Below are 23,481 nucleotides of genomic sequence, written 5' to 3'. Positions count from 1 at the left end.
CGCCTTATCCGACCTACGGTTGAGCCCGGTCTTGTAGGCCTGATAAGACGCGTCAGCGTCGCATCAGGCAAGGCAAACAGTGAGGAACTTATGTCCAAACTCGATCTAAACACCCTGAACGAACTGCCAAAGGTAGACCGGATTCTGGCGCTGGCCCAAACTAACGTCGAACTGGAAAAACTGGACGCTGAAGGCCGCGTTGCATGGGCGCTGGATAATCTGCCCGGTGAATATGTGCTTTCTTCCAGCTTCGGCATTCAGGCGGCGGTGAGCCTGCATCTGGTGAATCAGATTCACCCGGACATTCCGGTGATCCTCACCGATACCGGTTATCTGTTCCCGGAAACTTACCGCTTTATTGACGAGTTAACGGACAAACTCAAGCTCAACCTGAAAGTGTACCGTGCTACCGAAAGCGCCGCCTGGCAGGAAGCGCGCTACGGTAAACTGTGGGAGCAGGGCGTTGAAGGCATTGAAAAATACAATGACATCAACAAAGTTGAACCGATGAACCGGGCGCTGAAAGAACTGAATGCGCAAACGTGGTTTGCTGGCCTGCGCCGCGAACAATCCGGCAGCCGCGCTAATTTACCGGTGCTGGCAATTCAGCGTGGCGTATTTAAGGTGCTGCCGATTATCGACTGGGATAACCGGATGATATATCAGTACCTGCAAAAACATGGCCTGAAATATCACCCATTATGGGATGAAGGATATTTATCGGTGGGAGATACCCATACAACCCGTAAATGGGAACCTGGCATGGCGGAAGAAGAAACGCGTTTCTTTGGATTAAAAAGGGAATGTGGATTGCACGAAGGGTAAATATCTTCTGAATAAAATAAACGCCTCAGTCAGAAATGATAGGGGCGTTTTTATTTTGCGAGCAGCATTCCTGATTTTGCACGGAAATATAGAGGGAGAGCCTGGAAGGAATAGAATAGCGACGGGTGCTTGAAGCTGTCTGGCGTTGAGCATTCGCGAGGCTCCAGATGGACAAAAGCCCCAGGAGATATTTCTATCAACCTGAGGCCAGCGTTCAAACCTAAGCAATTTGGATGTTAGTCTCTTCTTTGCAGGGAGGCAAGACATGCTAACAAAATATGCCCTTGTGGCAATCATAGTACTGTGTTTTACAGTACTGGGATTCACGCTGATGGTAGGCGACTCGTTATGTGAGTTGAGTATCAGAGAACGTGGTGTTGAGTTTAAGGCTGTTCTCGCTTACGAATCGAAGAAGTAGCTACCACGCGGGGGTAACCCCGCGTTTCGGATTGTGATGGTTGGCTTCCTGCACCCCTTTTATAATATTCATGGTATTTATAAAACATATTTCTCTGAAAATTATATATTTTCACTTGTTTTATTCATTGTGTGGATAATATTAATGGCGACACTCATCACAGAATATATCTTAAAATTACATAAAATTTCCTGAAGTTTTTTTCGACAGGAATTGCTGTGACGTTATTTAATTACTGGGCGAAAACCCGCCAGGGTGATAAAGAGGGTGGCGACGACTATCATCTTCTTTGTTGGCATTCGCTCGATGTAGCCGCGATGGGCTATTTAATGGTCAAAAGCAATTGCTTCGGGCTGGCTGACTATTTTCGTCAATTAGGTATTTCAGATAGGGAACAGGCGGCACAATTTTTCGCCTGGTTGCTGTGCTGGCACGATACTGGAAAATTTGCCCGCTCATTTCAGCAACTTTACCGGCACCCACAACTCAAGGTTCCGGAAGGCGCAAGAAAGAATTACGAAAAGATCTCTCATTCAACGCTGGGCTACTGGTTATGGCATCATTATTTATGTGAATGCGAAGAATTGCTTCCTTCATCTTCACTCTCTTCGCGCAAACTTAAACGGGTGATAGAGATGTGGATGCCTTTGACTACCGGGCATCATGGTCGGCCCCCTGATCGCGTGGATGAACTGGATAATTTTCTGCCTGAAGACAAAGCTGCCGCACGAGATTTTCTCCTTGCAATCAAACCACTGTTTCCCCTCATAGAGATCCCTGCATTCTGGGATGATGATGAGGGTGTTGAACTTATAAAACAACTTTCCTGGTACATCTCTGCAACCATCGTACTCGCAGACTGGACGGGTTCGTCAACGCGATTTTTTCCACGTGTCGCACAGGCAATGGATATTAAAGATTACTGGCAGAAGGCTTTAGTTCAGGCTCAAACCGCATTAACCGTCTTTCCTCCAAAAGCAGAAACCGCGCCTTTCACCGGAATTAACACACTGTTTCCTTTTATCGAGCACCCGACACCGTTACAGCAAAAGGTGCTGGATCTGGATATCAGCCAGCCTGGGCCACAGTTATTTATTCTGGAAGATGTGACTGGCGCAGGTAAAACGGAAGCGGCGCTTATCCTGGCGCACAGGTTGATGGCTGCGGGGAAAGCTCAGGGTTTGTTTTTTGGCTTGCCAACAATGGCAACGGCCAATGCCATGTACGATCGGTTGGTCAAAACCTGGCTTGCTTTCTATTCTCCAGAATCTCGCCCCAGCCTGGTGCTGGCACACAGTTCCCGCACATTAATGGACCGCTTTAATGAATCACTCTGGTCCGGTGATTTAGTCGGGTCAGAAGAATCGGATGAACAAACGTTCAGTCAGGGATGTGCGGCCTGGTTTGCCGACAGTAACAAGAAGGCGTTGCTGGCTGAAATTGGCGTCGGCACTTTGGATCAGGCGATGATGGCGGTGATGCCGTTCAAACATAATAATCTGCGGCTTCTGGGGCTGAGTAATAAAATCCTGCTGGCTGATGAGATCCACGCCTGTGACGCTTACATGTCGTGCATTCTTGAAGGGTTGATCGAGCGGCGTGTTCCCCGCGCCAGCGGGGAACTCCCAACTCTCATTTTCAACCCCATCAAGACGCCTTCGCCAGCTCCTTCACCAACGGTAACATTATCCGCATAACATCACGGCAGCGGCGTTCTATTCTTCCAGGAAGTGCCTTATCTATATGCTGTTGATTATCCAGTCTTACGTCATGCCAGCTATTTCCCGCAGGGAATGCGGCTGTTTTTGCTCGTTGCTGATAACCATCCTTATTCCCAAGATTCCAGTTTGTCGCTTCCACCGAAAGTACAGCAATGCCCGCTTTGTCGAATATTTCTGCGTCATTACAACACCCAGTGCCTTTCGGATAGTTTTTATTCAAACCTGGATTTGTGGTGGCGGCAATTCCGTGACTGCGGGCAATTGCCAGCGCCCGGTCGCGCGTTAATTTCCTTACTGCTTCAGGTGTTTTTACGCCACTGTTGAAATACAGCTTATCGCCAACAATCAGATTATCGAGGTTAATCACCAATAAAGTATTTTTCTTTTCGGTATCACTCATGCGCTTGAGTAAATTCTCAGCACCTAATTTCCCTTCCTCTTCACCACTGGTGGCAATAAAACGAATCCCATACTCAGTCGGAATATCTTTCAGGCGTTCAGCTAGCTCCAGCATGACACCTAAACCTGCGGCATTATCATCCATTCCTTGTAACGTCAGCCCGCCGAGATTGGCATCTGCATCTGCGTCGCTCTGCGGGGCATAGGTATCCAGATGCGCCATAATGATGATCTGCTGCGGCGCTTTGCCTTCATGAGCGGCAATCACCGTACTTCCCGTCACGTTGTGCCAGTTTTTGCGGTTATCGCGTGCGGTATAAATATATCGGCTATTAAATGTTCGAATATCACTGCGGTAACCCATTTGCTGAAACTGTTGCCGAATATAATCGGCAGATAACATTTCTGCGGGTGTTCCGGTCATTCGTCCCGGAAAGAAAGTGGCAATATGTCGCGCCTGTGTATTGGCAAAATCACCAGGTTTAGGTGATGAGGCGTAAACGGGGAGAATAAAGCATACGCCGAGCGCCAGGGCAGCGGTACGGTGGCGCAATGCGGAAAACATAGTGAGTCCTTAAATACCATGCAAAATTTTTACCGCCATAGTATGAAACTGCCGCTGCGCTAAAACAATTTCAAATCTTCCTAAACGCCCGAAATTCGGTAGCTTAAGCACTTTTTGATATTTGCTTTGCCAAAGCGTTATTCCGTTAAGGAACTACTCATTCCAATTGGTAATTTCATTCGTTCTCCTGCGCTCCCTATAGTCGAAACATCTGATGGCAAGAAAATAGCGGTATTGCAAAGGAACGGTTATGGATCAAAAACGACTTACCCACCTACGACAGCTGGAGGCGGAAAGCATCCACATCATTCGCGAGGTGGCGGCAGAATTCTCAAATCCGGTGATGCTTTACTCCATCGGCAAAGATTCCAGCGTCATGCTGCATCTGGCGCGCAAGGCGTTTTATCCTGGTACGCTGCCGTTCCCACTGCTGCATGTCGATACCGGCTGGAAATTCCGCGAGATGTATGAGTTCCGCGATCGTACGGCGAAAGCTTACGGCTGCGAGTTGCTGGTACATAAAAACCCGGAAGGCGTGGCGATGGGGATTAACCCGTTCGTGCACGGCAGCGCCAAACATACCGACATTATGAAAACCGAAGGTTTGAAACAGGCTCTGAACAAATACGGTTTTGATGCCGCCTTCGGTGGCGCACGTCGCGATGAAGAGAAGTCCCGCGCCAAAGAACGAATCTACTCTTTCCGTGACCGATTTCATCGCTGGGATCCGAAAAACCAGCGTCCGGAGTTGTGGCACAACTATAACGGGCAGATCAACAAAGGCGAGAGCATCCGCGTCTTCCCGCTCTCTAACTGGACCGAGCAGGATATCTGGCAATACATCTGGCTGGAAAATATCGACATTGTTCCGCTGTATCTCGCCGCCGAACGTCCGGTTCTGGAACGCGACGGTATGTTGATGATGATTGATGACAACCGTATCGACCTGCAACCGGGTGAAGTGATTAAAAAACGGATGGTTCGCTTTCGCACGCTGGGCTGCTGGCCGCTGACCGGTGCGGTGGAGTCAAATGCACAAACGCTGCCGGAGATCATCGAAGAGATGCTGGTTTCCACCACCAGTGAACGTCAGGGGCGCGTGATTGACCGCGACCAGGCAGGCTCTATGGAGCTGAAAAAACGTCAGGGGTATTTTTAAGATGAACACCGCACTTGCACAACAAATCGCCAATGAAGGCGGCGTCGAAGCCTGGATGATTGCGCAACAACATAAAAGCCTGCTGCGTTTTCTGACCTGTGGTAGCGTCGATGACGGCAAAAGTACCCTGATTGGTCGCCTGCTGCACGATACCCGCCAAATCTACGAAGATCAGCTCTCATCGCTGCATAACGACAGTAAACGTCACGGCACCCAGGGCGAAAAACTGGATCTGGCGCTGCTGGTGGACGGCCTGCAAGCGGAACGCGAACAGGGCATCACAATCGATGTGGCTTATCGCTATTTCTCCACCGAGAAGCGTAAATTTATTATCGCCGATACCCCTGGGCACGAGCAGTACACCCGCAATATGGCGACTGGCGCGTCAACGTGTGAGCTGGCGATCTTATTGATCGACGCCCGTAAAGGCGTGCTCGATCAAACCCGTCGTCACAGTTTTATCTCCACGCTGTTGGGGATCAAACATCTGGTCGTAGCGATCAACAAAATGGATCTGGTGGATTACAGTGAAGAGACATTCACCCGCATTCGTGAAGACTACCTGACTTTTGCCGAACAATTGCCGGGCAATCTGGATATTCGCTTTGTGCCGCTCTCTGCGCTGGAAGGCGACAATGTAGCTTCGCAAAGTGAAAGAATGCCGTGGTACAGCGGCCCAACATTACTTGAAGTGCTGGAAACCGTGGAGATTCAGCGAGTGGTTGATGCCCAGCCGATGCGCTTCCCGGTTCAGTACGTTAACCGCCCTAATCTCGATTTTCGTGGCTACGCCGGAACGCTGGCTTCCGGCAGCGTGCAAGTCGGGCAACGTGTCAAAGTGCTGCCCTCTGGTGTGGAGTCAAGCATCGCGCGGATCGTCACTTTTGATGGCGATCGCGGAGAAGCTTTTGCTGGAGAAGCGATCACCCTGGTGCTGACGGACGAGATCGATATCAGCCGTGGCGATCTGCTGCTGACAGCAGATGAAGCGTTACCGGCAGTGCAGAGCGCGTCAGTTGATGTGGTATGGATGGCGGAGCAACCGCTTTCCCCTGGGCAGAGTTACGACATCAAAATCGCCGGTAAGAAGACGCGCGCCCGCGTTGATGGTATTCACTATCAGGTTGATATTAATAACCTTACCCAGCGTGAAGTTGAAAACCTGCCACTGAATGGGATCGGCCTCGTGGATCTCACCTTTGACGAGCCGTTGGTGTTAGATCGTTATCAACAAAATCCGGTGACGGGTGGGCTGATTTTTATCGATCGCCTGAGCAACGTGACTGTTGGTGCCGGTATGGTGCATGAGCCGAAAAACGAGGCCGCCGTTGCGCCGTCGGAATTTAGCGCATTCGAGCTGGAGCTGAATGCGTTAGTACGCCGCCACTTCCCGCACTGGGGAGCGCGCGATTTACTGGGAGGTAAATGATGGCGCTGCATGACGAAAACGTCGTCTGGCATAGCCATCCGGTTACTGCACAACAACGCGAGCACCACCACGGTCATCGAGGTGTTGTGCTGTGGTTTACCGGCCTCTCTGGTTCCGGTAAATCAACGGTCGCGGGGGCGCTGGAGGAGGCGTTACATAAACTTGGCGTCAGTACATATTTACTGGATGGCGACAATGTCCGCCACGGTTTATGCAGCGATCTCGGTTTTAGCGATGCCGATCGCAAAGAAAATATCCGTCGGGTCGGTGAGGTGGCGAATTTAATGGTCGAGGCCGGATTGGTGGTGCTGACGGCGTTTATCTCACCACACCGCGCCGAACGGCAGATGGTTCGCGAACGTGTAGGAGAAGGGCGGTTTATCGAAGTGTTTGTCGATACGCCGCTGGCGATTTGTGAGTCTCGCGATCCAAAAGGCTTATATAAAAAAGCACGCGCTGGTGAACTGCGTAACTTTACCGGAATAGATTCCGTTTACGAAGCGCCTGAATCGGCAGAAATTCATCTCAATGGTGAACAATTAGTAACAAATTTGGTTCAGCAATTATTAGATCTACTGAGACAGAACGATATTATCAGATCCTGAGACACCACCGGGTTTTCATGCCCGGTTCGTCAAAGTAACAGGATCTGATATGCGTAATAGCCATAACATTACACTAACAAATAATGATAGCCTTACCGAGGATGAAGAAACCACATGGTCGCTACCAGGGGCCGTGGTCGGTTTTGTGTCCTGGCTGTGTGCACTGGCGATTCCGATGTTGATTTATGGCTCTAACACGCTGTTTTTCTTTATCTACACCTGGCCTTTCTTTCTGGCGCTGATGCCTGTTGCGGTGGTGGTAGGTATTGCGCTGCATTCCTTGATGGACGGGAAATTACGCTACAGTATTGTTTTCACTTTTATCACCGTTGGCATTATGTTTGGTGCACTGTTTATGTGGTTGTTGGGCTAATCTGTTCTTTCCTGTTCATTCTGTCCATAATTCAAACCGTAACCAATAATGAGATTATGTTCTGCGCGCCCTGGGTATACGTAACAGTGGACAAATGTGGTACATTTGCCCGCGTTGTCGCGGTATCCCCAACAGAGGATGTAGAGTCGTCTTCGGATGCATGGGATGAGGATGCCGTTTTTCAGGGGGCAGGATGGGTAAACTAACGCTGCTGTTGCTGGCTATTCTGGTCTGGCTACAGTATTCGCTGTGGTTCGGTAAGAACGGTATACATGACTATACCCGCGTCAATGATGATGTGGCGGCACAGCAAGCTACAAACGCGAAACTTAAAGCGCGAAACGATCAGCTTTTTGCCGAAATTGACGATCTCAATGGCGGCCAGGAGGCGCTTGAAGAGCGTGCGCGTAATGAACTCAGCATGACCAGGCCGGGCGAAACTTTTTATCGTCTGGTGCCTGACGCGTCGAAGCGCGCGCAGTCTGCGGGGCAAAACAATCGATAAATCAGCCCAGGAATTAACATGGCAACCACTCATTTGGATGTTTGCGCCGTGGTTCCGGCGGCCGGATTTGGCCGCCGAATGCAAACGGAATGTCCTAAGCAATATCTCTCAATCGGTAATAAAACCATTCTTGAACACTCGGTGCATGCGCTGCTGGCGCATCCCCGGGTGACGCGTGTCGTCATTGCAATAAGCCCTGGCGATAACCGCTTTGCTCAACTTCCTCTGGCGAATCATCCGCAAATCACCGTTGTTGCTGGTGGTGAAGAGCGTGCTAATTCCGTGCTGGCAGGTCTGAATGCCGCTGGCGATGCGCAGTGGGTGTTAGTGCATGACGCCGCTCGCCCTTGTCTGCATCAGGATGACCTCGCGCGCCTGTTGGCGTTGAGCGAAACCAGCCGCACGGGAGGGATCCTCGCCGCGCCGGTGCGCGATACGATGAAACGCGCCGAGCCAGGCAAAAATGCCATTGCTCACACCGTTGATCGCAACGGCTTATGGCACGCGCTTACGCCGCAATTTTTCCCTCGTGAGCTGTTACATGACTGCCTGACACGCGCTTTAAATGAAGGCGCTACCATTACTGACGAAGCCTCAGCGCTGGAATACTGCGGTTTTCATCCACAGCTTGTCGAAGGCCGAGCGGATAACATTAAAGTCACGCGCCCGGAAGATTTGGCGCTTGCCGAGTTTTACCTCACCCGAACCATCCATCAGGAGAATACATAATGCGAATTGGACACGGTTTTGATGTTCACGCCTTTGGCAGCGAAGGCCCAATTATCATTGGTGGCGTGCGCATCCCTTATGAAAAAGGGCTGCTGGCACATTCTGATGGCGACGTGGCGCTGCACGCGCTGACCGATGCATTACTTGGTGCAGCGGCGCTGGGGGATATCGGCAAGCTATTCCCGGATACCGATCCGGCATTTAAAGGCGCTGACAGCCGCGAGCTGCTACGCGAAGCCTGGCGACGCATTCAGGCGAAGGGCTATACCCTCGGCAACGTCGATGTCACTATCATCGCTCAGGCACCGAAGATGCTGCCACATATTCCACAAATGCGCGTGTTTATTGCCGAAGATCTCGGCTGCCATATGGATGATGTTAACGTGAAAGCCACTACTACGGAAAAACTCGGATTTACCGGACGTGGGGAAGGGATTGCCTGTGAAGCGGTGGCGCTACTCATTAAGGCAACAAAATGATTGAATTTGATAATCTCACTTACCTCCACGGCAAACCGCAAGGAACCGGGCTGCTGAAAGCTAACCCGGAAGATTTTGTAGTGGTGGAAGATTTAGGCTTTGAGCCTGATGGTGAAGGTGAGCATATCCTGGTGCGGATCCTCAAAAACGGCTGCAATACCCGTTTTGTGGCCGACGCACTGGCGAAATTCCTGAAAATTCATGCTCGCGAAGTCAGTTTCGCCGGGCAGAAAGACAAACACGCCGTTACGGAACAGTGGTTATGCGCTCGGGTACCGGGCAAAGAGATGCCTGATCTAAGTGCGTTTCAACTGGAAGGCTGCCAGGTGCTGGAGTATGCACGCCACAAGCGCAAACTGCGTTTAGGTGCGCTGAAAGGCAACGCTTTTACCCTGGTGCTGCGAGAAGTGAGCAATCGTGATGACGTTGAACAGCGACTGATCGATATTTGCGTGAAAGGTGTACCGAATTACTTTGGCGCGCAACGTTTTGGTATTGGCGGTAGTAACTTGCAGGGGGCGTTGCGCTGGGCGCAAACCAATACTCCGGTGCGCGATCGCAATAAGCGTAGTTTTTGGTTGTCGGCAGCTCGTAGTGCGTTGTTTAATCAGATTGTTGCTGAGCGTCTCAAAAAAGCAGAAGTTAATCAGGTTGTTGACGGTGATGCGCTACAATTAGCCGGGCGCGGCAGCTGGTTTGTTGCCACGAATGAAGAACTGGCGGAATTACAGCGTCGCGTGAACGATAAAGAGCTGTTAATTACCGCTGCAATGCCGGGTAGCGGCGAATGGGGAGCCCAGCGTGAGGCGCTGGCATTCGAACAAGCAGCTGTCGCCGAAGAAACGGAATTACAAGCCTTACTGCTGCGCGAAAAAGTTGAGGCGGCGCGCAGAGCGATGCTGTTATATCCGCAACAATTAAGCTGGAACTGGTGGGATGACGTCACCGTCGAAATCCGTTTCTGGCTTCCGGCAGGAAGCTTTGCAACCAGCGTTGTCAGGGAACTTATCAACACAACAGGTGATTATGCGCATATTGCTGAGTAATGATGACGGGGTACATGCACCCGGTATACAAACGCTGGCGAAAGCTCTGCGTGAGTTTGCTGACGTTCAGGTGGTCGCCCCCGATCGTAATCGCAGCGGCGCTTCAAATTCTCTAACGCTGGAATCCTCCCTGCGCACGTTTACCTTTGAAAATGGTGATATCGCCGTGCAAATGGGAACCCCGACCGATTGTGTCTATCTTGGCGTGAATGCTCTGATGCGTCCGCGCCCGGATATTGTGGTTTCGGGTATTAACGCCGGGCCGAATCTGGGTGATGATGTTATTTATTCCGGCACGGTAGCCGCCGCGATGGAAGGCCGTCATTTAGGCTTTCCGGCACTGGCCGTTTCACTTGACGGGCATAAACATTACGACACTGCTGCAGCGGTCACCTGTTCCATTTTGCGTGCACTGTGTAAAGAGCCGCTGCGTACCGGACGTATTCTCAATATCAACGTACCTGATTTACCGCTGGATCAGATTAAAGGTATCCGCGTGACTCGCTGCGGTACACGACATCCGGCAGATCAAGTGATTCCGCAGCAGGATCCGCGCGGTAATACGCTGTACTGGATTGGCCCGCCGGGCGGTAAGTGTGATGCCGGTCCGGGGACCGATTTTGCTGCGGTAGATGAAGGCTACGTCTCCATCACGCCGCTGCATGTGGATTTAACCGCGCACAACGCGCAAGATGTGGTTTCAGACTGGTTAAACAGCGTGGGAGTTGGCACGCAATGGTAAGCAGACGCGTACAAGCACTTCTGGATCAATTACGTGCGCAAGGTATTCAGGATGAGCAGGTGCTTAATGCACTTGCTGCCGTGCCGCGTGAAAAATTCATCGATGAAGCGTTTGAACAAAAAGCCTGGGACAATATCGCATTGCCGATAGGTCAGGGGCAGACAATTTCGCAGCCGTATATGGTGGCGCGAATGACTGAATTACTTGAACTGACGCCGCAGTCGCGAGTGCTGGAGATCGGCACTGGTTCAGGATATCAAACAGCAATTCTGGCACATCTTGTCCAGCATGTATGCTCGGTCGAGCGGATTAAAGGGTTGCAGTGGCAGGCGCGCAGGCGTCTGAAAAATCTTGATTTACACAATGTTTCAACCCGTCACGGCGATGGATGGCAAGGTTGGCAAGCACGTGCGCCGTTTGACGCTATCATTGTAACGGCTGCACCGCCAGAAATTCCGACAGCGTTAATGACGCAACTGGACGAAGGCGGCATTCTCGTCTTACCCGTAGGGGAAGAGCACCAGTATTTAAAGCGGGTGCGTCGTCGGGGAGGCGAATTTATTATCGACACCGTGGAGGCTGTGCGCTTTGTTCCCTTAGTAAAGGGGGAGCTGGCTTAGCGCGTGAGGAAAATACCTGGAATTTTCCTGGTTATTTTGCAGCAGGTCAGCGTATCGTGAACATCTTTTCCAGTGTTCAGTAGAGTGCCTTGCACGGTAATTATGTCACTGGTTATTAACCAATTTTTTTCCTGGGGGATAAATGAGCGCGGGAAGCCCAAAATTCACCGTTCGCCGTATTGCGGCTTTGTCACTGGTTTCGCTATGGTTGGCTGGCTGTTCTGACACTTCAAATCCACCGGCACCTGTCAGCTCCGTCAATGGCAATGCACCTGCAAATACCAATTCTGGTATGTTGATTACGCCGCCACCGAAAATGGGGACGACGTCTACAACGCAGCAACCGCAAATTCAGCCGGTACAACAGCCACAAATTCAATCGGCTCAACAGCCGCAAATCCAACCGGTACAGCCTGTTGCCCAGCAACCGGTGCAAATGGAAAACGGACGCATCGTCTATAACCGTCAGTACGGAAATATTCCGAAAGGCAGTTATAGCGGCAGTACTTACACCGTGAAAAAAGGCGACACGCTTTTCTATATCGCCTGGATTACCGGCAACGATTTCCGTGACCTTGCCCAACGCAACAATATTCAGGCGCCTTACGCTCTGAACGTAGGTCAGACCTTACAGGTGGGGAATGCTTCCGGTACGCCAATCACTGGCGGAAATGCCATTACCCAGGCCGACGCAGCAGAGCAAGGAGTTGTGATCAAGCCTGCACAAAATTCCACCGTTGCTGTTGCGTCGCAACCGACAATTACGTATTCTGAATCTTCGGGTGAACAGAGTGCTAACAAAATGTTGCCGAACAACAAGCCAACTGCGACCACGGTCACAGCGCCTGTAACGGTACCAACAGCAAGCACAACCGAGCCAACTGTCAGCAGTACAACAACCAGTACGCCGATCTCCACCTGGCGCTGGCCGACTGAGGGCAAAGTGATTGAAACCTTTGGCGCTTCTGAGGGAGGCAACAAGGGGATTGATATCGCAGGTAGCAAAGGACAGGCAATTATCGCGACCGCAGATGGCCGCGTTGTTTATGCCGGTAATGCGCTGCGCGGCTACGGTAATCTGATTATCATCAAACATAATGATGATTACCTGAGTGCCTACGCCCATAACGACACAATGCTGGTCCGGGAACAACAAGAAGTTAAGGCGGGGCAAAAAATAGCGACCATGGGTAGCACCGGAACCAGTTCAACACGCTTGCATTTTGAAATTCGTTACAAGGGGAAATCCGTAAACCCGCTGCGTTATTTGCCGCAGCGATAAATCGGCGGAACCAGGCTTTTGCTTGAATGTTCCGTCAAGGGATCACGGGTAGGAGCCACCTTATGAGTCAGAATACGCTGAAAGTTCATGATTTAAATGAAGACGCGGAATTTGATGAGAATGGAGTTGAGGTTTTTGACGAAAAGGCCTTAGTTGAAGAGGAACCCAGTGATAACGATTTGGCCGAAGAGGAGCTGTTATCGCAGGGCGCAACACAGCGTGTGCTGGACGCGACTCAGCTTTATCTTGGTGAGATTGGTTATTCGCCACTGTTAACGGCCGAAGAAGAAGTTTATTTTGCGCGTCGCGCACTGCGTGGTGATGTCGCCTCTCGCCGCCGGATGATCGAGAGTAACTTGCGTCTGGTGGTAAAAATTGCCCGCCGTTATGGCAATCGTGGTCTGGCGCTGCTGGACCTTATCGAAGAGGGCAACCTGGGGCTGATCCGCGCGGTTGAGAAGTTTGACCCGGAACGTGGTTTCCGCTTCTCAACTTACGCAACCTGGTGGATTCGCCAGACGATCGAACGGGCCATCATGAACCAAACCCGTACTATTCGTTTGCCGATTCACATCGTAAAGGAGCTGAACGTTTACCTGCGAACCGCACGTGAGTTGTCCCATAAGCTGGACCACGAACCGAGTGCGGAAGAGATCGCAGAGCAACTGGATAAGCCAGTTGATGACGTCAGCCGTATGCTTCGTCTTAACGAGCGCATTACCTCGGTAGACACCCCATTGGGTGGTGATTCCGAAAAAGCGTTGCTGGATATCCTGGCCGATGAAAAAGAGAACGGTCCGGAAGACACCACGCAAGATGACGATATGAAACAAAGCATCGTCAAATGGCTGTTCGAACTGAACGCCAAGCAGCGTGAAGTGCTGGCACGTCGATTCGGTTTGCTGGGGTACGAAGCGGCAACACTGGAAGATGTAGGTCGTGAAATTGGCCTCACCCGTGAACGTGTTCGCCAGATTCAGGTTGAAGGCCTGCGCCGTCTGCGTGAGATTTTGCAGACTCAGGGGCTGAATATCGAAGCGCTGTTCCGCGAATAAGCAAGCATCTGTCAGAAAGGCCAGTCTCATATGAGGCTGGCCTTTTTCTTTTGTATAGGGAGTTGGTGTGTTTTGTCGCCTGGATAAGATGCGACAGCGTTATGTGTTCATCATTTTTCGCACCAGCTGCATAAACAGCTCTTGCTCATCTCTACTCAAACGCCCCAAAAATTCTTCATCCACGCCGTCACCAATGGGGATAGCTGCCGCAAGTACCTTTTCTCCTTCGGCAGTCAGCCAGACAAAGCGACGCCGCTTATCGATGGTGTCATGCTCTCGTCTGACCAGGCCACGATTTTCCATTCTTGCCAACATTTCCGCCAGCGTTGCCTTCGTGCTGACAGCTGCTTCTATCAGCGCAACCTGCTCTATACCGGGGTGTTCAGCAATAGCGCGCATCACCGCATACTGCGGTTTGGTCAGATCAGGTAACTCATGCTGCCAGCGAGACGTGTGCTGCTGAAAAAGCTGTCGTAACTGATGGAACGCTTTATTTCGTAACGCCATGTAAACTCCGGGCTAATTCTCTGCCGTTATCATAGCGGTTTTTTAGTGACGAAGAAGATGTTGTTACTTTTCTGCACTTGCCGCTACGTGAATAGAAGGGTATGTTAATAATAACGTTCGTGTGCGAACAATTAAGGGAATAAAAAATGAGACTGATCGTCGGGATGACTGGGGCTACAGGTGCGCCTCTTGGTGTGGCATTACTGCAAGCACTAAAGAAGATGCCCGGTGTTGAAACACATCTTGTGATGTCGAAGTGGGCGAAAACCACCATTGAACTGGAAACGCCCTACAGCGTCCACGATGTCGCGGCCCTGGCAGACTATTGCCATAACCCGGCGGATCAGGCGGCGACTATCTCCTCAGGTTCCTTTCGTACCGATGGCATGATCGTTATTCCGTGCAGCATGAAGACGCTGGCTGGTATTCGTGCTGGCTATGCCGATGGGCTGGTGGGGCGCGCAGCTGATGTTGTTCTCAAAGAAGGGCGCAAGCTGGTGCTGGTGCCGCGTGAAATGCCGCTCAGTACTATCCACCTTGAAAATATGCTCGCGCTTTCCCGTATGGGCGTGGCGATGATACCGCCCATGCCTGCCTTCTATAACCATCCCGAAACGGTAGATGACATTGTCCACCACGTGGTTGCCCGCGTGATGGATCAGTTTAGCCTCGAACATCCTCAAGCCAGGCGCTGGCAAGGATTGCCGCAGTCCGGGAGTTTTTCTCTGGAGAATGAATAATGGCTTTTGATGATTTACGCAGCTTTTTACAGGCACTTGACGACCAGGGGCAATTGCTGAAAATCAGTGAAGAGGTTAACGCTGAGCCAGATCTGGCCGCTGCTGCCAACGCCACCGGGCGTATCGGCGACGGCGCACCCGCGCTGTGGTTTGATAATATTCGTGGTTTTACCGATGCGCGTGTGGCGATGAACACCATCGGGTCCTGGCAGAACCACGCGATTTCCCTCGGCCTACCGCCAAATACGCCGGTCAAAAAGCAGATTGATGAGTTTATCCGCCGCTGGGATAACTTCCCGATTGCCCCGGAGCGCCGCGCCAATCCAGCCTGGGCGCAGAATACCGTTGATGGCGACGAGATCAACCTGTTCGATATCCTGCCGCTGTTTCGTTTAAACGATGGCGATTTCTATCTCGACAAAGCGTGCGTGGTTTCCCGCGATCCGCTCGACCCGGTTAACTTCGGCAAGCAGAACGTCGGCATCTACCGCATGGAAGTGAAGGGCAAGCGAAAGCTCGGCCTGCAACCGGTGCCGATGCACGATATCGCCCTGCATCTACATAAAGCAGAAGAGCGCGGTGAAGATCTGCCGATAGCCATCACGCTCGGTAACGATCCGATCATCACGCTGATGGGGGCCACGCCGCTGAAATACGATCAGTCTGAGTATGAAATGGCAGGCGCGCTGCGTGAAAGCCCGTACCCGATCGCCACCGCCCCGCTGACCGGTTTTGATGTGCCGTGGGGTTCAGAAGTGATCCTCGAAGGGGTCATCGAAAGCCGTAAACGCGAAATCGAAGGGCCGTTCGGTGAGTTTACCGGACACTACTCCGGCGGGCGTAACATGACCGTGGTGCGCATCGATAAAGTCTCTTACCGCACCAGGCCGATTTTCGAATCGCTGTACCTCGGCATGCCGTGGACCGAAATCGACTACCTGATGGGGCCAGCCACCTGCGTACCGCTGTATCAACAACTGAAAGCCGAGTTCCCGGAAGTGCAGGCGGTAAACGCCATGTACACCCACGGCCTGCTGGCGATTATCTCCACCAAAAAACGCTACGGCGGCTTTGCCCGCGCGGTGGGCCTGCGTGCGATGACCACGCCGCACGGTCTGGGCTACGTGAAGATGGTGATTATGGTCGATGAAGACGTTGATCCGTTCAACCTGCCGCAGGTGATGTGGGCGCTCTCGTCGAAAGTGAACCCGGCGGGCGACCTGGTGCAGTTGCCAAATATGTCAGTGCTGGAACTCGACCCAGGCTCAAGTCCGGCGGGGATCACCGACAAGCTGATTATCGACGCCACCACGCCTGTCGCCCCGGACAACCGTGGTCACTACAGCCAGCCGGTGGTGGATTTACCGGAAACTAAAGCCTGGGCTGAAAAACTGACCGCTATGCTGGCCGCACGTAAATAAGGAGAACAAGATGATTTGTCCACGTTGTGCCGATGAACAGATTGAAGTGATGGCGAAATCGCCGGTGAAAGATGTCTGGACGGTCTACCAGTGCCAGCATTGCCTTTATACCTGGCGCGATACCGAACCGCTACGTCGCACCAGCCGCGAACATTACCCGGAAGCGTTTCGTATGACGCAAAAAGATATTGATGACGCGCCGATGGTGCCGAGCATTCCGCCGCTGCTGGCGACAGATAAGCGTTAATAAAAAATGCCGGGTAGAGGATTTACTTTACCCGGCTACGTTATTTAATTTTATAAAACGACAGGCGTCCGCTTTTCGGCGATCCGGTATCAATGTAAATCTGGTTAGCGAACGTCTGAATGTTATCAAACATCACATGTCCAAATATAAAATAGTCAGCGCCGTTTATTTCTTCTAACTCGCCATTAAGCGATTTCTGCACACGATCAACAGGCCAGAGTAATTCGCTTTCCGCTATTTCTTTGTCAAAGAGATATTCATTCCCCGGATAATCTGCATGTGCGATGACATATTTTATTATGTCGTTGGTAATTTCAATAATATGCGGAAGGTGATGGAATTTCAGTAACAGGTCTATTGCCTCTTGTTGTTCCGTATCATTTAAATCGAAAAACCAGTCACCGCCGCTGGCTAACCACATATTACCATCACCTGTAGCGAACGCATCAAGCGCCATCGCTTCGTGGTTGCCTTTTACGGTGGTAAACCAGGGCTGGTTTAACAGGCGCAGCACATTAAGACTCTCCGGCCCACGATCAATGTTATCGCCGACGGAAATAAGTAAGTCTGTTTCAGTGCAAAAAGATAATTGATGTAAACGGGATTGTAATAACTGATAATTCCCATGAATATCACCAACGGCCCATATATGGCGATAGTGATGAGCATCAATTTTTTGATAGCGAGTAGATGGCATAGTTTTACCCTGTAAAATAATATCTACTATTATACAGGGTATTTTTATTTGATTTGTCAGTTGTCGTTAATATTCCCGATAGCAAAAGACTATCGGGAATTATTTTTACACCAAACTTTTCAACCGATAAATCCACTCTAACGCCTGACGCGGGGTGAGTGAATCTGGATCGAGATTTTCCAGAGCTTCGACCGCAGGCGAAGTTTCTTCTGGTACTGATAGCAAAGACATTTGCGTACCATCCACCTGCGTAGCGGCGGCATTCGGTGAAATGCTTTCCAGCTCGCGCAGTTTTTGCCGCGCGCGTTTGATCACCTCTTTCGGCACGCCTGCCAGCGCAGCAACCGCCAGGCCGTAGCTTTTGCTCGCCGCGCCGTCCTGCACGCTGTGCATAAAGGCGATGGTGTCGCCGTGCTCCAGTGCATCGAGATGCACGTTGGCGACGCCTTCCATTTTCTCCGGTAGTTGAGTCAGCTCGAAGTAGTGGGTGGCAAACAGCGTCAATGCCTTAATCTTATTCGCCAGATTTTCCGCGCACGCCCATGCCAGTGACAGACCATCGTAAGTGGACGTCCCGCGTCCAATCTCATCCATCAACACCAGACTGTACTCGGTGGCGTTATGCAGAATATTAGCGGTTTCGGTCATCTCCACCATAAAGGTTGAACGCCCGGATGCCAGATCGTCCGCCGCGCCCACACGGGTAAAGATACGGTCAATCGGGCCAATCTCGACTTTTTGTGCCGGTACATAGCTGCCGATATAGGCCATCAGCGCAATCAGTGCGGTCTGGCGCATATAGGTACTTTTACCGCCCATATTCGGGCCAGTAATGATTAACATGCGACGCTGTGGCGACAGGTTCAGCGGGTTAGCGATAAACGGCTCATTCAGTACCTGTTCAACCACCGGATGGCGGCCTTCGGTAATGCGAATGCCAGGTTTATCAATAAAGGTCGGGCAGGTGTAGTTCAGGGTATAGGCCCGTTCTGCCAGGTTCACCAGCACGTCGAGTTCTGCCAGCGCGCTCGCGCTCTGTTGCAGCGCTTCCAGATGCGGCAACAGCAGGTCGAACAACTCTTCATAAAGCTGTTTTTCCAGTGCCAGTGCTTTGCCTTTTGAAGTGAGGACTTTGTCTTCGTACTCTTTCAGCTCTGGAATAATGTAACGTTCAGCGTTTTTCAGCGTCTGGCGGCGCATATAGTTGATTGGCGCCAGATGGCTTTGCCCACGGCTGATCTGAATGTAATAACCATGAACCGCGTTAAAGCCGACTTTCAGCGTGTCCAGGCCGGTACGTTCACGCTCGCGGATTTCCAGACGCTCCAGATAATCGGTCGCGCCGTCAGCCAGCGCCCGCCACTCATCCAGTTCTTCGTTATAGCCTGGTGCGATAACACCACCGTCGCGTACCAAGACCGGCGGCGTGTCGATGATTGCGCGCTCCAGCAGATCGCGCAGCTCGGCAAACTCGCCCATCTTCTCACGTAGCGCCTGCACCGGTGCACTATCGACAGTTTCTAACTGCGCGCGCAGTTCCGGCAGTTGCTGGAAGGCGTGGCGCATACGAGCCAGATCGCGCGGGCGAGCGGTACGCAACGCCAGACGTGCCAGAATACGCTCCAGGTCGCCCACCTGACGCAGCACAGGCTGTAACTCAGCGGTAAAATCCTGCAATGCGCCAATAGTTTGCTGGCGCTCTAGTAACACGCGGGTATCGCGCACTGGCATATGCAGCCAGCGTTTCAGCATACGGCTACCCATCGGCGTGACGGTGCAATCAAGCACAGAAGCCAGAGTATTTTCCGCACCGCCCGCCAGGTTCTGGGTAATTTCCAGATTACGGCGCGTCGCGGCATCCATAATGATGCTGTCCTGCTCACGTTCCATGGTGATAGAACGAATATGCGGCAGAGTCGTACGTTGGGTATCTTTCGCATACTGCAACAGGCAACCGGCAGCACAAAGCCCGCGTGGTGCATTCTCTACACCGAAACCAATCAGATCACGAGTGCCAAATTGCAGGTTCAACTGCTGGCGCGCGGTGTCGATTTCAAACTCCCACAGCGGGCGACGACGCAGGCCGCGACGACCTTCAATCAGCGACATCTCGGCGAAATCTTCTGCATACAGCAGCTCTGCCGGATTGGTGCGTTGCAGCTCTGCCGCCATCGTTTCGCGGTCAGCCGGTTCGCTCAGACGAAAACGCCCGGAGCTGATATCCAGCGTCGCATAGCCAAAACCTTTGCTGTCCTGCCAGATAGCCGCCAGCAGGTTATCCTGGCGCTCTTGCAACAGGGCTTCATCACTGATAGTCCCCGGCGTGACGATACGGACAACCTTGCGCTCAACCGGCCCTTTGCTGGTTGCAGGATCGCCAATCTGTTCGCATATAGCGACGGACTCGCCCTGATTCACCAGTTTGGCGAGATAGTTTTCCACTGCATGGTATGGGATACCCGCCATCGGGATCGGCTCGCCCGCAGACGCGCCGCGTTTGGTCAGCGAAATATCCAGCAGCTGCGACGCCCGTTTTGCGTCGTCATAAAATAGCTCGTAAAAGTCACCCATCCGGTAGAACAGCAGGATCTCAGGATGCTGGGCTTTCAGCTTGAGATACTGCTGCATCATAGGCGTATGGGCGTCGAAATTTTCTATTACACTCATGGAATTAGATCCGGTTCCCTGATGTTAAATGTAGTGTGATGGTTTTTATTTTCGTTGTAATCACATAAGGCGCACATGATACCGGAGTTAATCATTTCAGGGGAAGACGCGAAAGGTCAGTTCTTGATGCCGGTTCCGCGAAAAATGCTGCTTTGCAGCTTTTGCGTGATGACTATGAAACAAGATCGCAAAATTACATCGGTTGAAGAAACCTCCTCCTTCAGAGCCATAGTCCCCTTTAGAATTAAGTTGTAATATAAATGCACCTTAAGAGTATGGAGGCAGCATGTCCGGCAAGCGTATCTCTCGTGAAAAACTGACGATTAAAAAAATGATCGATCTTTATCAAGCGAAATGCCCGCAGGCGTCAGCGGAGCCGGAGCATTACGATGCGCTGTTTGCTTACGCGCAAAAGCGGCTGGATAAATGTGTGTTTGGCGAAGAGAAACCGGCCTGTAAACAGTGTCCGGTGCACTGTTACCAGCCTGCGAAGCGTGAAGAGATGAAGCAGATTATGCGGTGGGCGGGGCCGAGAATGCTGTGGCGTCATCCGATCTTAACCGTGCGTCATCTGATTGATGATAAACGTCCAGTACCAGAACTGCCGGAAAAATATCGCCGGAAGAAATAAATTTGCCGGAGGAATTTATTCTCTCCGGCAAATACGGCGCTTACGCTTTGGTCGCAATCAGGATTGCTGATGCCTTGATCAATGCAATAACGCGCGATCCTGTGGTGAGTTTCATTTCATCCTGGCTTTCATTGGTTACCACTGCCACAACTTCAAAACCCGCATCTGTTTTGATATGGACAGTGGCATTCACTGCGCCTTCGGTGATTTTCGAAACGCTGCCAGCAAACTGGTTGCGAGCAGAGAATTTCAGTCCACAGTCTTCCGTTGCCAGCGTTACCCACGGGGCTTTAATCAGGGCAATCGCTTCTTTCCCTTTTGCCAGCCCCAGGGCTTGCTGGCTACTGTGGGTAACAACCGCTACCAGCTTTGCGCCACCTGCCAGCGTCAGTTCTACTTCATCATTCACCGCGCCCATTGCGACTGCGCTAACTGTTCCGGTTAATTGATTTCTTGCTGAAACTGCCATACTGCCTCCTTTCATTGAATGTTGATCGAGTATAACCACATCTGTTAAACCAATGCCGCTTTATCTATCCCCAGCCGCTTCATCCGTGACAGCAGAGTGGTGCGTTTTAACCCCAGACGTTGTGCAGCGCCTTTTGGCCCGGCAACCACGCCGTTCGTCTCTTTTAATACGCGGACAATCAGTTGATATTCATCCTCGCCTTCCTGGGCGACGACCGTCGCGGCCGGTGGTGTTTCAGGTTCTGACAGAGGGATATCGGGTAAAGAGAGTTGTAGAACGTTACCTCGTGTCAGCAACACCGCGCGCTCAATGACGTTTTCCAGTTCGCGCACGTTACCTGGCCATTCCATATTGCTCAATGCGCGTAGAGTCTCGGCAGGAATGCTGTCAATATTACGACCCAGGCGGCGGGCAATTTTAAATGTAAAGGCTTTAGCCAGCAGCGGAATATCTTCCGGGCGCTCGCGCAGCGGCGGCAGATGAATCGGGAAGACGTTCAGGCGGTAGTAGAGATCGCTACGGAACTCGCGGTCGGCGACCATTTTTTTCAGATCGCGGTTAGTCGCGGCGATTAAACGCACGTCCGTCTGAATGATTTTATTGCTCCCGAGGCGTTCAAACTCCTGTTCCTGCAATACGCGCAGCAACTTCGGCTGTAACTCCAGCGGCATATCGCCCACTTCATCGAGGAACAGCGAGCTTTTATCCGCCAGTTCAAAACGACCAATGCGCTGAGCGCTGGCACCAGTAAAGGCACCACGCTCATGACCAAACAGGTCACTTTCCAGTAATCCCGCAGGCATGGCGGCGCAGTTCATCTTCACCATTCGCCGACCATTGCGGTTGCTAAGATTGTGGATCGCGCGGGCAATCAGTTCCTTACCCGTCCCCGTTTCACCGAGAATGAGTACGGTACTGTCGCTTTGCGCTACCATCTCAACCTGCTTGAGCACGCTATACATGGCTTCGCTGCGACCAATAATCTCGCCAAATTCGCTATCCACATTATTGAGCTGTTCGGTCAGAGCAAGGTTTTCGTCAACCAGGCGCTCTTTCAGACGGTGGATTTCCTGATAGGCGAGGGCGTTATCCACGGCAATCGCCACACGTTCCGCAATCTGGCGCAGCAAACTCAGGTTAGTGGTGGTAAAGGTTTTCTCTTCGCACTGCGCCAGTTTCAGCACGCCCAGCATGGTGTTGCCAGACATCAACGGTAGCAGGCACAGCGTCTGGATCTGGTTGCCCCAGGTGTCGAACAACATGCGTTCGTAGGGGGCTAAATTGTCTCGCTCGTGGAGATTAAGCAGCAGCATCTCTTTGCTTTTAAATACGCGCTCGGTGAGGGTTCCGGCCTCATCAACTTCACTCTGTTCGTGAGTGGGATGCTGTTTATCGAGATAGTGAGTAGAGTAAACGTTGAGTTTGTTTTTGCGGTGGCTACGTAAGACGATGCTGATATCGTCGATATCGAAGTAGTAGTGGATTTCTTTAGCCACTTCGCTGACCAGCTCGTCCATGTCCAGGCGAGACAGTACCGCGTTGGTGATGGCAACCAGGATGCGGAAGTTATCCCGTTCCCGGCATAACAGTTCGTAGTCGACATTGTTGATGACGCGGCTCTGAATTTGCTCGCTGACAACAGAAACAATCTGCGTAAATGTTTGCAGTCGATTGAACTCTTTTTCGCTCCACGGGCGATCGTCATAACGAATAAATTCACAACCGCCAAAAATATGTCCTTCCGCGGCCTGCGGCATCAGGCAATAGTGACCAAATTTGGGGTATAGCCCACTCGTAGCCAGTTGCGGCCAGGTGTCACAAAATTCTTCGTAGCTGCAGTGCAGTGTGTCAGGGCGCGATAAAATGCTGCGCACCGGACCATGTGCCAGAATGGTTTCGTCTTCGTATTTAATGGGATTGTCTTTGTCACGCGACGCGTAATAAGTCGCACGTTGAGTCTGCGCTTGCCACAACACAATAGCTGCGTTGTCGGCGAGCGCAGAACGCTTTACCAGTTGCGAAAGAGCCTCACACAGCGAGGCCAGATCGGGCTGCTGCAATAGTGTCCGAGTGATGTCGAACAACCCTTGTTGCCCGAGATCACTCATCGGTGTATACGACATGTTGTTCTTCCAGGAAAGCACCGCTAA

Annotated in this window: 24 protein-coding genes and 1 pseudogene; 19 read left to right on the top strand and 6 right to left on the bottom strand. The window is 51.7% G+C overall.

Features of this window, described 5'->3' with window-relative positions:
• The first annotated feature begins 90 nt into the window (after nucleotides 1-90).
• The 3 genes and pseudogenes from cysH to FEK46_RS03035 form a co-directional block, all read left to right on the top strand.
• Complete coding sequence (gene cysH / locus FEK46_RS03050) at nucleotides 91-825, top strand: phosphoadenosine phosphosulfate reductase (protein WP_135559283.1); 735 nt, start codon at nucleotides 91-93, stop codon at nucleotides 823-825.
• A gap of 265 nt (nucleotides 826-1,090) precedes the next feature.
• The gene (locus FEK46_RS03040) at nucleotides 1,091-1,243 is read left to right on the top strand and encodes a Hok/Gef family protein (protein ID WP_135490267.1); all 153 of its coding nucleotides are present in this window, start codon (nucleotides 1,091-1,093) and stop codon (nucleotides 1,241-1,243) included.
• 218 nt (nucleotides 1,244-1,461) lie between these two features.
• Nucleotides 1,462-2,844, top strand: a pseudogene (locus FEK46_RS03035) (CRISPR-associated endonuclease Cas3''); the annotation flags it as partial.
• 46 nt (nucleotides 2,845-2,890) lie between these two features.
• Here the strand turns inward: FEK46_RS03035 and iap are convergent.
• A complete protein-coding gene (gene iap / locus FEK46_RS03030; protein ID WP_131162384.1) occupies nucleotides 2,891-3,928 on the bottom strand; it encodes an alkaline phosphatase isozyme conversion aminopeptidase in 1,038 nt (345 codons plus the stop codon).
• A 250-nt stretch (nucleotides 3,929-4,178) separates the two neighbouring features.
• Between iap and cysD the strand changes: the two genes are divergently transcribed.
• The 12 genes from cysD (at nucleotide 4,179) to rpoS (ending at nucleotide 13,952) form a co-directional block, all read left to right on the top strand.
• A complete protein-coding gene (gene cysD / locus FEK46_RS03025) occupies nucleotides 4,179-5,087 on the top strand; it encodes a sulfate adenylyltransferase subunit CysD (protein WP_000372392.1) in 909 nt (302 codons plus the stop codon).
• Nucleotide 5,088: 1 nt separating this feature from the next.
• On the top strand, nucleotides 5,089-6,516 hold the full coding sequence (cysN, locus tag FEK46_RS03020; RefSeq protein ID WP_135494992.1) for a sulfate adenylyltransferase subunit CysN: 1,428 nt from the start codon (nucleotides 5,089-5,091) through the stop codon (nucleotides 6,514-6,516).
• Nucleotides 6,516-7,121 (top strand): adenylyl-sulfate kinase, encoded by a 606-nt coding sequence (gene cysC / locus FEK46_RS03015; RefSeq protein ID WP_130208047.1) that lies wholly within the window; start codon nucleotides 6,516-6,518, stop codon nucleotides 7,119-7,121. Before cysN ends, cysC begins: the two co-directional genes overlap by 1 nt.
• A 49-nt stretch (nucleotides 7,122-7,170) precedes the next feature.
• The gene (locus tag FEK46_RS03010; protein WP_135559284.1) at nucleotides 7,171-7,494 is read left to right on the top strand and encodes a DUF3561 family protein; all 324 of its coding nucleotides are present in this window, start codon (nucleotides 7,171-7,173) and stop codon (nucleotides 7,492-7,494) included.
• Between the two features lie 193 nt (nucleotides 7,495-7,687).
• Complete coding sequence (gene ftsB / locus FEK46_RS03005) at nucleotides 7,688-7,999, top strand: cell division protein FtsB (RefSeq protein WP_000517476.1); 312 nt, start codon at nucleotides 7,688-7,690, stop codon at nucleotides 7,997-7,999.
• Between the two features lie 18 nt (nucleotides 8,000-8,017).
• Complete coding sequence (gene ispD, locus FEK46_RS03000; protein WP_130207661.1) at nucleotides 8,018-8,728, top strand: 2-C-methyl-D-erythritol 4-phosphate cytidylyltransferase; 711 nt, start codon at nucleotides 8,018-8,020, stop codon at nucleotides 8,726-8,728.
• Nucleotides 8,728-9,207, top strand: coding sequence for a 2-C-methyl-D-erythritol 2,4-cyclodiphosphate synthase (gene ispF, locus FEK46_RS02995; protein ID WP_135559285.1), 480 nt, complete (start codon nucleotides 8,728-8,730; stop codon nucleotides 9,205-9,207). Before ispD ends, ispF begins: the two co-directional genes overlap by 1 nt.
• Complete coding sequence (gene truD / locus FEK46_RS02990) at nucleotides 9,204-10,253, top strand: tRNA pseudouridine(13) synthase TruD (RefSeq protein WP_135559286.1); 1,050 nt, start codon at nucleotides 9,204-9,206, stop codon at nucleotides 10,251-10,253. The genes ispF and truD overlap by 4 nt, the downstream gene beginning before the upstream one ends.
• Nucleotides 10,234-10,995 carry a 5'/3'-nucleotidase SurE gene (gene surE, locus FEK46_RS02985; RefSeq protein ID WP_001516955.1) on the top strand — a complete coding sequence of 254 codons (762 nt, stop codon included), beginning with the start codon at nucleotides 10,234-10,236 and terminating at the stop codon, nucleotides 10,993-10,995. Before truD ends, surE begins: the two co-directional genes overlap by 20 nt.
• The gene (pcm, locus tag FEK46_RS02980; protein WP_000254703.1) at nucleotides 10,989-11,615 is read left to right on the top strand and encodes a protein-L-isoaspartate O-methyltransferase; all 627 of its coding nucleotides are present in this window, start codon (nucleotides 10,989-10,991) and stop codon (nucleotides 11,613-11,615) included. The genes surE and pcm overlap by 7 nt, the downstream gene beginning before the upstream one ends.
• A 193-nt stretch (nucleotides 11,616-11,808) precedes the next feature.
• Nucleotides 11,809-12,897, top strand: a complete 1,089-nt coding sequence (gene nlpD, locus FEK46_RS02975; RefSeq protein ID WP_240725533.1) for a murein hydrolase activator NlpD — start codon at nucleotides 11,809-11,811, stop codon at nucleotides 12,895-12,897.
• Nucleotides 12,898-12,959: 62 nt separating this feature from the next.
• The gene (gene rpoS / locus FEK46_RS02970; RefSeq protein ID WP_000081550.1) at nucleotides 12,960-13,952 is read left to right on the top strand and encodes an RNA polymerase sigma factor RpoS; all 993 of its coding nucleotides are present in this window, start codon (nucleotides 12,960-12,962) and stop codon (nucleotides 13,950-13,952) included.
• A 99-nt stretch (nucleotides 13,953-14,051) separates the two neighbouring features.
• Here the strand turns inward: rpoS and FEK46_RS02965 are convergent, their stop codons facing one another.
• Nucleotides 14,052-14,459 carry a MarR family transcriptional regulator gene (locus FEK46_RS02965; RefSeq protein WP_130207658.1) on the bottom strand — a complete coding sequence of 136 codons (408 nt, stop codon included), beginning with the start codon at nucleotides 14,457-14,459 and terminating at the stop codon, nucleotides 14,052-14,054.
• Nucleotides 14,460-14,605: 146 nt separating this feature from the next.
• On the opposite strand from FEK46_RS02965, the gene FEK46_RS02960 reads away from it, so the two are divergent.
• Genes FEK46_RS02960 through FEK46_RS02950 form a run of 3 tightly spaced genes read left to right on the top strand, consistent with a single transcriptional unit; the run spans nucleotide 14,606 to nucleotide 16,867 of the window.
• A complete protein-coding gene (locus FEK46_RS02960) occupies nucleotides 14,606-15,199 on the top strand; it encodes a non-oxidative hydroxyarylic acid decarboxylases subunit B (RefSeq protein ID WP_135559287.1) in 594 nt (197 codons plus the stop codon).
• Nucleotides 15,199-16,620, top strand: coding sequence for a non-oxidative hydroxyarylic acid decarboxylases subunit C (locus tag FEK46_RS02955; protein ID WP_135559288.1), 1,422 nt, complete (start codon nucleotides 15,199-15,201; stop codon nucleotides 16,618-16,620). Before FEK46_RS02960 ends, FEK46_RS02955 begins: the two co-directional genes overlap by 1 nt.
• A 10-nt stretch (nucleotides 16,621-16,630) precedes the next feature.
• Nucleotides 16,631-16,867 (top strand): non-oxidative hydroxyarylic acid decarboxylases subunit D, encoded by a 237-nt coding sequence (locus FEK46_RS02950; RefSeq protein ID WP_130207652.1) that lies wholly within the window; start codon nucleotides 16,631-16,633, stop codon nucleotides 16,865-16,867.
• 40 nt (nucleotides 16,868-16,907) lie between these two features.
• Here FEK46_RS02950 and pphB read toward each other — a convergent pair whose 3' ends face one another.
• Both pphB and mutS read right to left on the bottom strand, forming a co-directional pair.
• Complete coding sequence (pphB, locus tag FEK46_RS02945) at nucleotides 16,908-17,564, bottom strand: protein-serine/threonine phosphatase (RefSeq protein ID WP_135559289.1); 657 nt, start codon at nucleotides 17,562-17,564, stop codon at nucleotides 16,908-16,910.
• Nucleotides 17,565-17,669: 105 nt separating this feature from the next.
• Nucleotides 17,670-20,231, bottom strand: coding sequence for a DNA mismatch repair protein MutS (mutS, locus tag FEK46_RS02940; protein ID WP_130207648.1), 2,562 nt, complete (start codon nucleotides 20,229-20,231; stop codon nucleotides 17,670-17,672).
• Between the two features lie 286 nt (nucleotides 20,232-20,517).
• Between mutS and FEK46_RS02930 the strand changes: the two genes are divergently transcribed.
• Nucleotides 20,518-20,862 (top strand): nitrous oxide-stimulated promoter family protein, encoded by a 345-nt coding sequence (locus FEK46_RS02930; protein WP_130207644.1) that lies wholly within the window; start codon nucleotides 20,518-20,520, stop codon nucleotides 20,860-20,862.
• Between the two features lie 40 nt (nucleotides 20,863-20,902).
• Here FEK46_RS02930 and FEK46_RS02925 read toward each other — a convergent pair whose 3' ends face one another.
• Both FEK46_RS02925 and flhA read right to left on the bottom strand, forming a co-directional pair.
• Nucleotides 20,903-21,331, bottom strand: coding sequence for a TOBE domain-containing protein (locus FEK46_RS02925; protein ID WP_131162378.1), 429 nt, complete (start codon nucleotides 21,329-21,331; stop codon nucleotides 20,903-20,905).
• Nucleotides 21,332-21,375: 44 nt separating this feature from the next.
• Nucleotides 21,376-23,454, bottom strand: a complete 2,079-nt coding sequence (flhA, locus tag FEK46_RS02920) for a formate hydrogenlyase transcriptional activator FlhA (protein WP_130207640.1) — start codon at nucleotides 23,452-23,454, stop codon at nucleotides 21,376-21,378.
• Nucleotides 23,455-23,481 lie beyond the last annotated feature (27 nt).

The organism is Escherichia sp. E4736, assembly GCF_005781225.1.
GTDB lineage: Bacteria > Pseudomonadota > Gammaproteobacteria > Enterobacterales > Enterobacteriaceae > Escherichia.
Note: the sequence above shows the minus strand (reverse complement) of the source record. Positions and strands in the feature narration are given on the sequence as shown.

Excerpts from the sequence above, each read along its gene's own strand:
- cysH (WP_135559283.1), top strand. The coding sequence starts at position 91 with ATGTCCAAACTCGATCTAAACACCCTGAACGAACTGCCAAAGGTAGAC.
- FEK46_RS03040 (WP_135490267.1), top strand. The coding sequence starts at position 1,091 with ATGCTAACAAAATATGCCCTTGTGGCAATCATAGTACTGTGTTTTACA.
- iap (WP_131162384.1), bottom strand. The coding sequence starts at position 3,928 with ATGTTTTCCGCATTGCGCCACCGTACCGCTGCCCTGGCGCTCGGCGTA.
- cysD (WP_000372392.1), top strand. The coding sequence starts at position 4,179 with ATGGATCAAAAACGACTTACCCACCTACGACAGCTGGAGGCGGAAAGC.
- cysN (WP_135494992.1), top strand. The coding sequence starts at position 5,089 with ATGAACACCGCACTTGCACAACAAATCGCCAATGAAGGCGGCGTCGAA.
- cysC (WP_130208047.1), top strand. The coding sequence starts at position 6,516 with ATGGCGCTGCATGACGAAAACGTCGTCTGGCATAGCCATCCGGTTACT.
- FEK46_RS03010 (WP_135559284.1), top strand. The coding sequence starts at position 7,171 with ATGCGTAATAGCCATAACATTACACTAACAAATAATGATAGCCTTACC.
- ftsB (WP_000517476.1), top strand. The coding sequence starts at position 7,688 with ATGGGTAAACTAACGCTGCTGTTGCTGGCTATTCTGGTCTGGCTACAG.
- ispD (WP_130207661.1), top strand. The coding sequence starts at position 8,018 with ATGGCAACCACTCATTTGGATGTTTGCGCCGTGGTTCCGGCGGCCGGA.
- ispF (WP_135559285.1), top strand. The coding sequence starts at position 8,728 with ATGCGAATTGGACACGGTTTTGATGTTCACGCCTTTGGCAGCGAAGGC.
- truD (WP_135559286.1), top strand. The coding sequence starts at position 9,204 with ATGATTGAATTTGATAATCTCACTTACCTCCACGGCAAACCGCAAGGA.
- surE (WP_001516955.1), top strand. The coding sequence starts at position 10,234 with ATGCGCATATTGCTGAGTAATGATGACGGGGTACATGCACCCGGTATA.
- pcm (WP_000254703.1), top strand. The coding sequence starts at position 10,989 with ATGGTAAGCAGACGCGTACAAGCACTTCTGGATCAATTACGTGCGCAA.
- rpoS (WP_000081550.1), top strand. The coding sequence starts at position 12,960 with ATGAGTCAGAATACGCTGAAAGTTCATGATTTAAATGAAGACGCGGAA.
- FEK46_RS02965 (WP_130207658.1), bottom strand. The coding sequence starts at position 14,459 with ATGGCGTTACGAAATAAAGCGTTCCATCAGTTACGACAGCTTTTTCAG.
- FEK46_RS02960 (WP_135559287.1), top strand. The coding sequence starts at position 14,606 with ATGAGACTGATCGTCGGGATGACTGGGGCTACAGGTGCGCCTCTTGGT.
- FEK46_RS02955 (WP_135559288.1), top strand. The coding sequence starts at position 15,199 with ATGGCTTTTGATGATTTACGCAGCTTTTTACAGGCACTTGACGACCAG.
- FEK46_RS02950 (WP_130207652.1), top strand. The coding sequence starts at position 16,631 with ATGATTTGTCCACGTTGTGCCGATGAACAGATTGAAGTGATGGCGAAA.
- pphB (WP_135559289.1), bottom strand. The coding sequence starts at position 17,564 with ATGCCATCTACTCGCTATCAAAAAATTGATGCTCATCACTATCGCCAT.
- mutS (WP_130207648.1), bottom strand. The coding sequence starts at position 20,231 with ATGAGTGTAATAGAAAATTTCGACGCCCATACGCCTATGATGCAGCAG.
- FEK46_RS02930 (WP_130207644.1), top strand. The coding sequence starts at position 20,518 with ATGTCCGGCAAGCGTATCTCTCGTGAAAAACTGACGATTAAAAAAATG.
- FEK46_RS02925 (WP_131162378.1), bottom strand. The coding sequence starts at position 21,331 with ATGGCAGTTTCAGCAAGAAATCAATTAACCGGAACAGTTAGCGCAGTC.
- flhA (WP_130207640.1), bottom strand. The coding sequence starts at position 23,454 with ATGTCGTATACACCGATGAGTGATCTCGGGCAACAAGGGTTGTTCGAC.